Consider the following 12,779-nt stretch of genomic DNA (forward strand, 5'->3'; position numbering starts at 1 on the left):
GGGGTAAGAGTTGGAGCGATAAAAGTAGCAACCGATTGGAAAAGCAAAAGCCCGTAAACCTGCGTTTACGGGCTTTGGAAAGCAATTAGGAGGGCTTCCTTACTGCAGCTGCATCTCCTGGATGATCTGCTGAATTCGGCCGTCTAGCTGCTGCTGCGCCTCCTCAAATGAGCCATCGGAGCCGAAATTCGGCTGCTTCAGGCTAAAGTAGAACTTGATCTTGGGTTCGGTGCCGGAGGGGCGGGCCGACACCTTGGAGCCGTCTTCGGTCAGGAATTGCAGCACGTTGGAGCGCTCCAGGTCCAGCGGCGTTTCCTGGCCGCTGCGCAGGTCGCGGGCCACTTGCTGCTGGTAATCGAGCAGCTGCACTACCGGCGAGCCGCCAAGCGAAGCGGGCGGGTTCTGGCGCAGCTGAGCCATCATTTCCTGGATTTCCTCGGCGCCGCGCTGGCCTTTCTTGGTCAGCGAGATGAGGTCTTCCTTGTACAGGCCATAGGTGCGGTACATCTGCACCATTTCCTCGTACAAGGTGCGGCCCTGGTCCTTGGCAGCCGCGGCCATTTCGGCAATCAGGCAGCAGGCTGATACGGCATCTTTGTCGCGTACGAAGTCGCCGATCATGTAGCCGTAGCTTTCCTCCCCGCCGCCAATGTAGTAGTGGCCTTCGTTTTGGGCCTCCAACTCGCGGATGATGCCGGCGATGTACTTGAAGCCCGTCAGCGTCTGGTAGGAACGGATGCCGTAGTGCCGGGCCACGTCGCCGAGCACGTCGCTGGTCACGATGGTGTACACGATGTAGTCCTTCTCCTTGTCCAGCTTGCCGGCCTGCTCGCGGGCCGATACGAGGTAGTGCGTGAGCAGCGCGGCGGTCTGGTTACCATTCACCAGCACCCATTCGCCCTGCGTATTCTTCACGCCGATACCCACACGGTCCGCGTCGGGGTCAGTGGCAATAACGATATCGGCATCGAGCTGCTTGGCCTGATCCAGGGCCATCTGCATAGCCACTTTCTCCTCCGGGTTCGGCGACTTCACGGTGGGGAAATTGCCATCGGGCGTGGCTTGTTCCGCCACGATGTGAATGTTGTCGAAGCCGAAACGCTGCAGGGCTTTCGGCACCATGGTGATGCCCGTGCCGTGCAGCGGCGTGTACACGATTTTGAGGTCGTGCTGGCGCTTGATGGCTTCGGGGTTGATACTTAGCTTCTGTACCTCATTCAGGTACGCCTCGTCGATATCAGTCCCGATCAGGTGAATGCGCGCCTGATCGGCCGTAAACTTCACCTCGTCGACGCTCTGAATGGCGTTGACTTCCGTGATAATGTTCTTGTCGTGCGGGGCCACTACCTGGGCACCGTCGTTCCAGTAGACTTTGTAGCCGTTGTACTCCTTGGGGTTGTGCGAGGCCGTAATGACCACGCCGCTCTGGCAGCCCAGGTGGCGAATGGTGTACGACAGCTCAGGCGTGGGGCGCAGGTCTTCAAATAGGTATACCCTAATGCCGTTGGCGGAGAAGATGCCGGCCGCCGTTTCGGCGAAGGTGCGCGAGTTCAGGCGCGAGTCGTGGGCCACGGCCACCTTGATTTCCTGACCGGGGAACTGCTGCAACAGGTAGTTGCAGAGGCCCTGCGTAGCCATGCCCAGGGTGTAACGGTTCATGCGGTTGGAGCCCACACCCATGACGCCGCGCAGGCCGCCGGTGCCAAATTCCAGGTCGCGGTAGAAAGCGTCGTTCAGCGCTTCGTCGTCGCCGCTGTCTTGCAGGCGGCGGATTTCAGTCTTCGTTTCGTCGTCGTAGTTGCCGGTAAGCCAGGTGCTGAGTTTGCGCTGTACGTCGGGTGTAATTGCCATATGTGCGAAAGTTCGAGAGGGAGTTTCTACGTCAAAGAAAGGGGAAGTTTGGACACAAAAGAGCTTGGGTAGGATAATGTTCACATTATCATGCGATTGAGCGGCGTCGAGTTTTTTCCGCACTTGCAGCCGCAAACGCTTGGTGCCAGCTCGGTCATTAGTCTTCCGGCAAATTGGGTTGCCCATTCGCTTCTCCGCTACCGTTCCAACTCCCTTTTCTTACCCGCTATGAAAACGATTCACCGTCTGGTCAGCCTGTTGATGTTCTTGCTGGTGGCGCTGCTAGTGGTGCTTCCCTTTGCGGTAGCTTTCGCTCAGAAGCCCGTGAAGACCGATGTGCTGCCGCTCTTTGATAAGGTGCCCGCGCCGCCCACGGCCTTTAGCAGCGCCGTTAAGCAGCCGGCGGCTTTTGCCGAGCTGGAACGGCAGCTCGGCCAGCTGCACAACAGCATTGGGGCTGCGCGGACGGCCGAACAAGCGAAACAGCAGTCGGCGCAGCAGGCATTCAGCCAAAAGGCCACAGCTGACGGCGTCGGTAAAATGACCGATCAGCAAAAGATGGCCTACATGCAGCAGAACGGGGCCGCCATGCCCGGCTACAATGCGCAAGCGGCCCAATTGGCCCAGCAGATGCAGGACCCCGCGTTCCAGGCTAAGCTAGCCAAGATGAGCGACGCTGAAAAAGCGCAGTTTATGCAGGCCCAGATGGCCACGCCTGGCTCCTCGCAGCAGCGTATGGTGCAAGACCCCGCCTTTCAGGCCGCACAAGCCGATTTTATGAAGCAGATGCAGAGTCCTGCGTTTCGGACAGCCTGGGAAAAGAAGTCGGTGGCCGAGCAGGATGCGTACATGGCGCAGCTCATGCGCAAACACGGCCTCGATGAGAGCCGCATGAAAGCCATCGGGGGCAACGTCCGCCCCGCCAATCCCGGCCCCATGGTGACGACGGCAGCCATGGAAGCGCACAGTCAAATGGTAAGTGCTATGGCCAGCAACATCAACGCTCCGACGGGCTTCGCGCGCCTGCAGCAGCAGTTTCAGCTCGACCTCAACACTGCGCAGGAAGAGTGGCGAACCAAACGCAAGCCCGAAGCCCGGGAAGGAGACTGCCGTGGTCAGCAGCTGGTGTACGACGAAACTCGCCAGTACCTCAAGCGCCGCCTCGATCTGATGAGCAAGTACTTGCCCCAACTCAACGAAGCCTGGCGCACGCACAAAACGACGTTGAAGGCCCGCGTCACGCCTTTTCAAACCGAGCTGGCCAAGATTCATTACGGCGACGACATTCAGCGTGCCGACGAAAAGCAGCTCATTGCCACGCTAGCCGGTGGTCAGCAAATGATGTTGGGCATGGTAAAGCAAGTGGCGGATTATTCGGCCGAACTGTACGAGCTGAACAAGCAGTACATGGAGTTGAAGGCTTCCTACGACAAGCCCTTCCAGTGCGAGCTGGCCGTATGCTTCCCGGCCTACGCCCGCGTCACATTGCCCAACGGCCGCCAAGTACCTATCAGCAAAATCCGGGTGGGCATGAAGGTCTTGGGCTATGATGCTACTACTGGCCAGCTAAAGCCTGTGCGTGTGCAGCGGTTGGATATTCACGATGAAAAGGATTACCCGCTGGTGCAACTAACCATTGGTACGCCCGCCGTGTATGCAAGCTTGGATGCAGCGCCGGAGCGCTCTGCCAAGGATGTCGCGGAATTGGTTCTGACGCCCAATCACCCCGTGGTAACAGCCGATGGCCAAGCTTTGCGTGCCGATCAATTGCAGCCTTCTGATGACGTATTGCAACTGCATACCAACGGCTTAGGAATCACTCATCTCAGTGACCGACAGTCAGTGGGCTCGGCCTCCATTGTATACAACCTGCAAACCGAGTCCGGTAACTACTTCGTGAGCGGGGTATTGGTAGGATCTAAATAAACATCTGCTTTCCGCACCAGGCGGAGGAAACTGATAAGCCGTCCTGCTGAGCTAGCCTTGCCAAATCCAAGGCGTGGCTTCAGCAGGACGGTCATTTTTAGGGGTATCCCGACATGTGGTATCTGAGAAGTTTGAGCTGCCCCACAGTAAAGGGGGCAGGCACGGCGTTGAGGAGCTAATTTCTGTTCCCCGTCTTTACTCAGCACGGCGAACTTCAGCAGTTTGGGACAAGCCCAACGGCTATCTGACACTGCGTCACATATTCTGGCGTTGGTTAGCACCCCAAGCAAAACGCCCCCGGTCAGTATGACCGGGGGCGTTTTGCTTGGAGGGGGCTTGTCGGTTAGGACTACTGAACCACTACGCGTTGGGTAAAGCGTTGGCCATCGACATCCAACCGGCATACATAAATTCCAGCGGCTAGCTTACTGCTTTGCAAAGAGGCGGCATGATTGCCCGCAGCGCGGGTTTCGTCCAGCAGCATAGCTACTTCGCGACCATTGATATCGAGCAAGCTCAAACGTACGTGGCCGGCCCGCTTCAATACAAAAGGAATAGTGCTGTTTGCCGCGAGCGGGTTGGGAAACGCGGTCTGCAGTTGGGCTACGTCCTCCGCAGTCTGGTTGCGCGAGGAGTTAACGATGGCATTGGTACGGATTGGGTCGTTGGTTTCAACGGCAACGGTGGAACCAAACACGCCATTGGGTGCGCCAGGCAGGGTGCTGTTTATCACCGTTTGGTCGGTAAGCACAGGCTCGTCGAACTTGAAATACGCGAGCAGCGCCGACGACAGCGTCGTGTTTCCATTGGTCCGGTCGCTTTGGATTTGAGCCGCCGTACGAGCCACATTCCACACCATCACCTCATCGATGTAACCCTGCCAGCCAGAGTCGCCGGAGTTGTAGCCGATGCCCAGCGTAGTGCCCGATTGCCGGGGCTCTTCGATGGTTGAGGCTACTTGGGTGCCATCGAGGTACAGGCGGCTGGTGGTGCCATCCCAGGTGTAAGCCACATGCACCCACTGGCGCACCGGTACTGCGCCACCCTGCACCACGCCGTACAGCTCCACTTCACCGCTGCCATTGACGCCAAACCAGTCAGAGTCGTTGCCAAATTCCAAAACGGTATTGTAGGACCCCCCATTTCTGAACGATGCGCCATTGTAGTACACCCACGCCTCCAGGGTGAAAGGGCCGCTGGGGGCAGCCAGGTTGACCGATACTTTATCGGATTCGTTTTTGGTGAAGCCTAGGAAAGTACCGCCGCGCTGGGCGTAGCTGCTTGCACTAAGGCCCATGCCGAGCAACGCAAGCAGGCTGGCTTTTCGGAAGAAATGTTTCATAGCAGAAAAGGAATAAGAAGTGAAGATCGGTTTGCCAAAGCTGCAGGCGCGCTGATTCGCAATGACCTAACGGAGGTTTTGATGCAGAAAAAAGCTGCGCTTGAAAGCCAGCCCAAAACAACGGCTAGGATGCTTAAGGATCAATAACATAATCGTGTGAGGCCATGGCCGCAGCCTCCTCAAACAAAAAGGCCACGACCGGAACGGTCGTGGCCTCAGTGAGCCGATGGAGTGGGCTTATTTACAGGTTGCCGCGCAGCGCCTGCTCCCGCTCAATGGCTTCGAACAGGGCCTTGAAGTTGCCTTTGCCGAACGACTTGGCGCCCTTGCGCTGAATGATTTCGAAGAACACCGTGGGGCGGTCTTCCACGGGCTTGGTGAAGATCTGCAGCAGGTAGCCCTCCTCGTCGCGGTCTACCAGCAAGTTCAGCTCCTTTAGCGAATCTAGTTCCTCATCGATGTGGCCCACGCGCTCCAGCAGGTCGTCGTAGTAGGTGTTGGGGACCGTTAGGAACTCCACGCCGCGGCGGCGCAGTTCGGCTACGGTCGAGCGGATGTCGTGGGTGATAAGGGCCATGTGCTGGACCCCAGCGCCGTGGTAGAAGTCGAGATACTCTTCGATTTGCGACTTTCTCTTGCCTTCAGCCGGTTCGTTGATCGGGAACTTCACGTAGCCGTTGCCGTTCGATACCACCTTCGACATCAGGGCTGAATACTCGGTCGAGATGTCGTCGTCGTCGAATGTGATGAGCAGCTTAAAGCCCATTACGTCCTCATAAAACTTCACCCATTGGTTCATTTCACCCCAGCCCACGTTGCCTACGCAGTGGTCAACGTACTGTAGGCCTACCGGACTTCCCTGTGGCACATTGCTGGTACGAGCCATAAAGCCGGGCAGGAACGGGCCGTTGTACTTGGAGCGTTCCACGAAGGTGTGGATGGTTTCGCCGTAAGTGTAAATGCCAGCCAGCGTTACTTCGCCGTGTTCATCAGAGATGGTGTAAGGCTCGAAGGCCGGCTTGGCACCCCGCTTGGTGGTTTCCTCAAATGATTTGCGGGCATCGTCCACCCACAAGGCCATCACCTTCACGCCGTCGCCATGCTGGGCTACGTGGCGGGTGATGTCGGAGTCGGGCAGTAGCGACGTGGTGAGCACCAGCCGAATCTTGTTTTGCTGCAGTACGTAGGAAGCCCGGTCGCGGACACCGGTTTCGGGGCCGGCATAAGCCACCAACTCAAAACCAAAGGCGGCCTGATAAAAATAGGCCGACTGCTTCGCGTTGCCGACATAAAACTCTAAGTAGTCGGTGCCGTTAAGAGGCAAGAAGTCAGTGCTTACAGAAGTGGCCGCGGCGGCCGGGGTCATCGTTTCCATGCGTAGGAGCGAGGTTCGGGTGGAAAAATGAGGTGTCGGGGGAATACTTCGGTAAAAATACTGTTTCGGGGTAATTCGTGCCCGACGAATGCGTTTTCTTGAATCTTTCCCAAATTTGCCTTCTCAGCCGTGCAGCCGTGCCGGCCGTCTTTCTAGCCTATGGATACCAACGCTCTGAACAAAGCCCTTGCGGCCCTGCTGACCAAGAAGCACGAATTGCACAAGCTCGCTTACAGCGACGCCCGCTACGACGACGTAGAGGAAGAACTGCACGACCTCGAAGACGACTTCAACGAGGAGTATGGGGAGTTCCTGGAGGCCGCGCTGGAGAAAGTGCACGGCGAACTAGGTTCGGATACCGATGTGCTGCTGCCCACCGCCTACCTGCCCGGCGGCCCTGAGTTGACTTCCGAAGACGGCGTATGGGTCGATTCGGAGAAATACCCCGGCAAGGTGCGCCTCGTGCTGCTGCCCAGTCCTACGCGCTTGGTGCTCAATACAAAAGCCAAGCAAATAGAGCTGTGGAAAGCTTAGTAGAAATTTGAATTTTGAGAACGAAGAATTCAGAAGGAGGACTGATGGCTGCGGCTGTTAGTCCTCCTTTTTGCTTGTTCTTATCAGCGCACGTTAGCCCCAGTTCTCTGGCGGCCCTTGACTGAATTTTCAATTCTTGCTTTCCAATAAATGCTTTACCGCGTCGCCGAACTGTCTGATTGGCAGCAGGCCCAGCATACAGGTTTCTTCGCCAGCGCCGACCTACAGGCCGAAGGCTTCGTTCATACTTCCGAACGGCATCAATTGCTTGAAACGGCTAACCGCTACTACCACGGCCGCTCCGATGTGGTGTTGCTGGAAATAGATGAAGCACAACTACAAACCGCAGGGGTGGAAGTAAAGCGAGAGTGGGCATCCGCTCGGCAGCAATACTTTGCACATGTATTCGGCCCGATACCCTTGCATGCCATTGTTCGGGCTATTGAGTTTCAGCCTACGGCAGACGGGGCTTTTATGCTGCCAACGGAGCTGCAGTGAGCAACAAGAGGAGCAGCCGTTCATCCCAATAAAGCGCCTTTCCTGAGGCGGAGCGGCCGAAAGCACCTTTAGCAATGCATCTGGGGGCGCTCGGCCTTTATTAAAGCCGCGAGGGGCGCCTATTGAATTCTATCGCCAAGTCATAAAACTATCCGAGAGCCAGCCGGAAAGCTGTAGCTAGGCCTACAGGCCAGACTGCCGTCGGGCGTGCATATCGTACGCAATGGGGGCAGTGGCAGCGCTGGCGCTGGGTTAGTTTTTCTTCATGATTTGATTCAGGCTTAGAATGATAAACCTCAAAGGCCTACCTCAACGGCAAGTCACACAAAGGCCCGCCTGCTGTACAGCAGGCGGGCCTTTGTGTGAAGGCAGAACGCCGATGAATCAGGATTCTATTTAATGGTAACAGGCAGTTCCAGGTTTTCCCAGCGCATCACAATGCCAGGGCTGGTGACGGCGTAAGTTAGTCTTTCGTTCATGGATGCTGCTTTGCGCGGCGTGGCCGTTACGCGCAGCGCGTCCTGTTGCTGGTCGTATTTGTAAGCGCCCCACTGGTTGGCCGTCTTATTGAAGATTACCGTCCACTTCTGTTCCGTCGGGATGACAAAGAAGGCGTAGGTGCCAGCTGGCAGCGCCTGACCTTCTACGGTTACGGGTTTATCAAACGTTACGGTAGTAGCCTCGTTGGCACCGGCACGCCACACTTGGCCGTAGGGCACCAGCTCACCCCAAACTTTGCGGCCCTTTACGGCTGGGCTGCTGTATTTGACGGTAACGTTGGCTTGGCCAGCCTTACCCGTCACGGTGCTTGCCGGGCTGGGTTTTTCTTGGGCCGGAATGGCGATGGTGCCGATAACCGGAGGAACAGCATTATTGTCTTGGGCCTGAATGGAAAAGGCACCAATCAGTGCGAGAAGCAGTAAAGTGTAAAGACGAGTCGTTTTCATGAGTGATGGGAGTAGGGTGAGAATGAATTCGCAGAACAGAAGCCAAAGGACAGGCAGAGGTTGCTCCTCTAATATTGATGTAAGCTTATTTGTTTATGGCAGTTCCATAATATCTGCCGTCAATGGCAGCAACGGAGTATAACAACAACGGCCCAGCACGGAAACCCAAAGGTTCCGTGCTGGGCCGTTGCAGCAATTATTGATTGCCTAGTCCATGAACTCAGCCAGCTCCAGCCACCGCTCGCCCTTCGCGTCTAGTTCGGCGTCGGTGCGCTTAAGGTCAGCAGCCCAATCGGCTAGCTCGGTGTGGGAGCCATTACCAGAATTTAGCTGTGCAATAAGCTGCTGCTTCTGAGTCTCGAGGCGTTCGATGTCTTTTTCCAGTTGCTCGTACTCTTTCTTCTCCGCGAAAGTAGCCTTGCGCTTATTGCCGGCAGGTTTGGGCGCGGCTACCGGCACGGCTGATGGGGCGACGCCAGCTGCAGCCTTGGCCGTACGGGCCTGCTCCCGCGCATACTCCTCAGCTTGGTTTTCCTTTTGCCACTCGCGGTAGTCGGTGTAGTTACCGGGAAATTGCCGGATCTGGCCACCGGGCTCCAGCACAAACACGTGCTCAACCAGGGCATCCATGAAGTACCGGTCGTGCGATACGATGAGCAGGCAGCCGGTGAAGTTCAGCAGAAAGTCCTCGAGGATATTGAGCGTGATGATGTCGAGGTCGTTGGTCGGCTCGTCAAGGATCAGGAAGTTCGGGTTCTTGATCAGCACGCGTAGCAGTTGCAAGCGACGCTTTTCGCCTCCACTCAGCTTGCTTACCAGCGTGTACTGCTGAGCCGGCGGAAATTGAAAGTGCTGCAGGAATTGCGAAGCCGTGACCACATCACCGTTGGCCATTTCTACCACTTCGGCCACCTCCTTCACGATGTCGATGACGCGCTGCGACTCGTCGAACTCCAACTCGTTCTGCGTGTAATAACCAAATACGGTAGTCTGGCCCGCATCCACGATGCCGGAGTCGGGCTGCAGCTTGCCAGTGAGCATGTTCAGCAGCGTCGACTTGCCAGCGCCATTCGGGCCGATCAGCCCAATACGGTCCTTTTTCTTGAACACGTAGCTGAAGTCGTCCAGCACCACTTTGCCGCCAAATTCTTTGTGCAGGTGCTCGACTTCGATGATTTTGCCGCCCTGTCGGGTCGTTTTCACCGATAGCTCCAGCTGCGGTCCGCCAATCTTGGTTTTGGCTTTCTCCTGCGTTTCATAGAACGCATCGATGCGGGCTTTCTGCTTGGTGCCGCGCGCTTGGGGTTGGCGGCGCATCCATTCCAATTCCTTCCGCAGCAGGTTGCGAGCCTTTTCCACTTCGGCCACCTCCATTTGCTCGCGCTCGGCTTTCTTCTCCACGAAGTAGGAGTAGTTGCCCTGATAGCGGTGCACACGTCCCTGGTCCAATTCCACAATTTCGTTGGCCACCTTGTCCAGGAAGTACCGGTCGTGGGTGACCATCAGCAGCGTGAGGGTAGGGGATGCCAGCCGGTTTTCCAGCCACTCAATGGTGTCGAGGTCGAGGTGGTTGGTGGGCTCGTCGAGAATGAGAACTTCGGGTTCTTCAATGAGCACACGCGCCAACGCTACGCGCTTACGCTGCCCGCCCGAAAGCTGCCGCACCGGCCGATCCAACAGCGGCCCTAGGATGCCCAAGCGCCCCAGAATTTGTTTTACCTGTGCCTCGTAGTCCCAAGCATTAAGCGCGTCCATCTGCTCCATTACCCGCTGCAAGTCTTCTGACTTGTGGTTTGGGTCGTTCACTACGTGCTCATAGTCCCGAATGGCCGCCAGGGTATCGTTTTGGGAAGCAAAGATGGTTTGCTCCACCGTCAGATCTTCGTTGAACACCGGCTGCTGGCCCAGAAATGCTACCCGTATGCCTTTGCGCACGCTCACTAGGCCCGTGTCGGGCTGCTCCAAGCCAGCCAAAATGCGTAGCAACGTCGTTTTGCCGGCACCGTTGATACCGACCAGCGCCACGCGCTGCCCTTGCTGCAAGCCAAACGCCAAGTCGCGGAACAACCAACGGTCCGCATAATTTTTAGAAAGATTTTCGCCAGAAAGCAGATTCATAACTACAAAGGTAGACCACGGATTTTTCGGATTGGATGCGTGCCACGGATTTCATCGTCATCGGGTTGGCGCGTGGCAGCCCAGCACGGTATACCAACAACATGTCTGGCCTGCCGGACGTGCAGAACCGTTTCATAAATAAATACCCCGCGCCACTCTAATGAGGGACTAGACGCGGGGCATGTTCTGGTAGCCAATCCTTCAGGAAAGGAAGGTCAGAACGGGTTTTGTCAAGTATGCGTGGTAGCGGCGCTAAATAACCCGCACGCGGTCCACGTGCACGTCGTCGCGCAGTATTTCCAGTCCGCGGTAAGCCAAGGGGCGCCCCGTATTCGTAGTAAGGTGGCCGCCATCAGCGTGCAGACCAGCTACATCGATAACCAGTTGCGTGTATTTCCGCTCACCAAGCTCAATAGCAACGGGGCGGCCTTGGGCGGCATTAAAATGAGCCAGCGCCTGGTCAATTTCTTCCAGAATGACGCTTCGGGTCATAAAAGCAAGGATGATTTGCTGAGCAACATACATAAATAGGACGAATCATCACCTCTTAAGGGTTGCAGCCTTGCCGATCCAATGCAGCTAGCAGCGGATTCGCAACCTGCCAGCCGACCGTGAAAGGCACTGTGCACCGCTAAAACTGCCGTACCTTTGGGGCCATGTCTGCACTTGCTTCTTCCACTGATTCGCGCCCTATAGGGGTGTTTGATAGTGGCATCGGAGGTCTCACCGTAGCCCGCGCCGTTAATCAGCTCTTGCCTCACGAGCGACTAGTGTATTTCGGCGATACAGCCCATTTGCCGTACGGCGACAAGTCAACCGCAGCCATACAGGCATACAGCGTTAAAATTTGTGATTTGCTACTGCGGCAACATTGCAAGGTGATTCTAATCGCCTGCAACTCAGCCTCGGCGGCAGCTTACGAACTAGTGCGGGAGTACGTGGGGTCCAAGGCCAAAGTGCTCAACGTCATCGACCCTATCGTTAAGTATGTGGGTCAGCATTACGCGGGCCGGCAGGTAGGCTTGATCGGGACGAAGCAGACCGTCGGGTCCAACGTATACCGTAAGAAGCTGGATGACTTGGATCAGGACATTAGCCTGCACGCCTTAGCTACCCCGCTACTGGCTCCGATGATTGAAGAAGGTTTTGTGCGTGGAGCTGTTAGCCAAAGCGTTATTGATACGTACCTGTCCGACCCTGGACTTGAAAGGGTGGAAGCATTGGTGTTAGCCTGCACACACTATCCACTTATTCGGGAACAGATTGCAGAGTACTACCAAGGCAAGGTGGATGTACTAGATCCTTCTGCCACCGTAGCCAAATCTTTGCAACAAATGCTGATTGAGCACGGATTAGCCGCCCACCCATCGGAGCAGATGCCTGTGCATCACTTTTACGTCTCCGATTTCACCCCATCCTTCGAGGAAAGCACCCGCTTATTCTTTGGGAAAGAGGTAAGCCTGGAGCATTATCCGCTATGGGAATAAACCCTAAAACATAACTGCTACTGAAGTCATTGCTTAAAGAATGGTCTTGAGGAGGCAACATCTCAGGACTAATCACCCGACAGAAGTGTTTGTTAACGATTTCTCCTTGTCTTGAGGCTGTTAGGTAAAAAGTGAATTTTCCTTAGCACTAAAAAAAAGTTCCCTGCGTTAGGCTGGCTACGTATTCCCTTTATGGATTCTAGGAAAACAGCAAATCATGTCTGCAAGTGGAGCTATTCCATGTTAACTATTTAATAATCTTATACATTGCGCTGACTACCAACGCGTGATTGTGTAAATTTGTGATGGTGCCCTTGAATAAGAACCATCAGGTCGGCTGCTTTTTTTAACCTAGCATCAATCTAAACGTATTGCGCCCTCGACTCCTCATGTTCTTTCGCAGTGCTATCGGATACAGAAGTTGGTGGCTGCTGGCCAAACAAGCCGGCTATATACGACAAGTTTGTAGGTATTTCTGTTTTTGTGATGCATTTTTGCACCACAAATTAAACAATAAAGGAAATGTAATATTGTATATGGTATTATTCTATATACGTGCTGTGCTACCTGAAAGCGTGTTAGCAAAAGAGTAATCTTCCTAGCATGAGAACAACCCGAAGAAAGCTTTGTGTGGCACGAAATGTGGTAGGAAGGACTGAATGTAAAACTGGGTGGTCCAGAAAACATCTTGGAAAGATTCA

At 55.5% G+C, this 12,779-nt stretch carries 10 protein-coding genes; 4 read left to right on the forward strand and 6 right to left on the reverse strand.

Features of this window, described 5'->3' with window-relative positions:
* Window positions 1-99: 99 nt before the first annotated feature.
* Window positions 100-1,851, reverse strand: a complete 1,752-nt coding sequence (locus AC5FXY_RS16620; protein ID WP_493557827.1) for a phospho-sugar mutase — start codon at window positions 1,849-1,851, stop codon at window positions 100-102.
* Between the two features lie 228 nt (window positions 1,852-2,079).
* On the opposite strand from AC5FXY_RS16620, the gene AC5FXY_RS16625 reads away from it, so the two are divergent.
* Window positions 2,080-3,777 carry a Hint domain-containing protein gene (locus AC5FXY_RS16625; RefSeq protein ID WP_493557828.1) on the forward strand — a complete coding sequence of 566 codons (1,698 nt, stop codon included), beginning with the start codon at window positions 2,080-2,082 and terminating at the stop codon, window positions 3,775-3,777.
* Window positions 3,778-4,126: 349 nt separating this feature from the next.
* On the opposite strand, the gene AC5FXY_RS16630 is transcribed toward AC5FXY_RS16625, so the two are convergent.
* Together AC5FXY_RS16630 and hppD are read right to left on the reverse strand one after the other, a co-directional pair.
* A complete protein-coding gene (locus AC5FXY_RS16630; protein ID WP_493557829.1) occupies window positions 4,127-5,119 on the reverse strand; it encodes a LamG-like jellyroll fold domain-containing protein in 993 nt (330 codons plus the stop codon).
* 241 nt (window positions 5,120-5,360) lie between these two features.
* A complete protein-coding gene (gene hppD, locus AC5FXY_RS16635; protein ID WP_493557830.1) occupies window positions 5,361-6,494 on the reverse strand; it encodes a 4-hydroxyphenylpyruvate dioxygenase in 1,134 nt (377 codons plus the stop codon).
* A gap of 159 nt (window positions 6,495-6,653) precedes the next feature.
* Here hppD and AC5FXY_RS16640 point away from each other — a divergent pair, with 159 nt between their 5' ends.
* Window positions 6,654-7,028 (forward strand): hypothetical protein, encoded by a 375-nt coding sequence (locus AC5FXY_RS16640; protein WP_493557831.1) that lies wholly within the window; start codon window positions 6,654-6,656, stop codon window positions 7,026-7,028.
* A 150-nt stretch (window positions 7,029-7,178) separates the two neighbouring features.
* On the forward strand, window positions 7,179-7,526 hold the full coding sequence (locus tag AC5FXY_RS16645) for a DUF952 domain-containing protein (protein ID WP_493557832.1): 348 nt from the start codon (window positions 7,179-7,181) through the stop codon (window positions 7,524-7,526).
* A 392-nt stretch (window positions 7,527-7,918) separates the two neighbouring features.
* Here AC5FXY_RS16645 and AC5FXY_RS16650 read toward each other — a convergent pair whose 3' ends face one another.
* The 3 genes from AC5FXY_RS16650 to AC5FXY_RS16660 form a co-directional block, all read right to left on the reverse strand.
* Window positions 7,919-8,473 (reverse strand): DUF2911 domain-containing protein, encoded by a 555-nt coding sequence (locus AC5FXY_RS16650; RefSeq protein WP_493557833.1) that lies wholly within the window; start codon window positions 8,471-8,473, stop codon window positions 7,919-7,921.
* A 207-nt stretch (window positions 8,474-8,680) separates the two neighbouring features.
* On the reverse strand, window positions 8,681-10,591 hold the full coding sequence (locus AC5FXY_RS16655; RefSeq protein WP_493557834.1) for an ABC-F family ATP-binding cassette domain-containing protein: 1,911 nt from the start codon (window positions 10,589-10,591) through the stop codon (window positions 8,681-8,683).
* A 252-nt stretch (window positions 10,592-10,843) separates the two neighbouring features.
* The gene (locus AC5FXY_RS16660; RefSeq protein WP_493557835.1) at window positions 10,844-11,083 is read right to left on the reverse strand and encodes a hypothetical protein; all 240 of its coding nucleotides are present in this window, start codon (window positions 11,081-11,083) and stop codon (window positions 10,844-10,846) included.
* A gap of 164 nt (window positions 11,084-11,247) precedes the next feature.
* On the opposite strand from AC5FXY_RS16660, the gene murI reads away from it, so the two are divergent.
* Window positions 11,248-12,078, forward strand: coding sequence for a glutamate racemase (gene murI / locus AC5FXY_RS16665; RefSeq protein ID WP_493557836.1), 831 nt, complete (start codon window positions 11,248-11,250; stop codon window positions 12,076-12,078).
* The last annotated feature ends 701 nt before the right edge of the window (window positions 12,079-12,779 follow it).

It is taken from the genome of Hymenobacter sp. FMD4 (assembly GCF_058932745.1).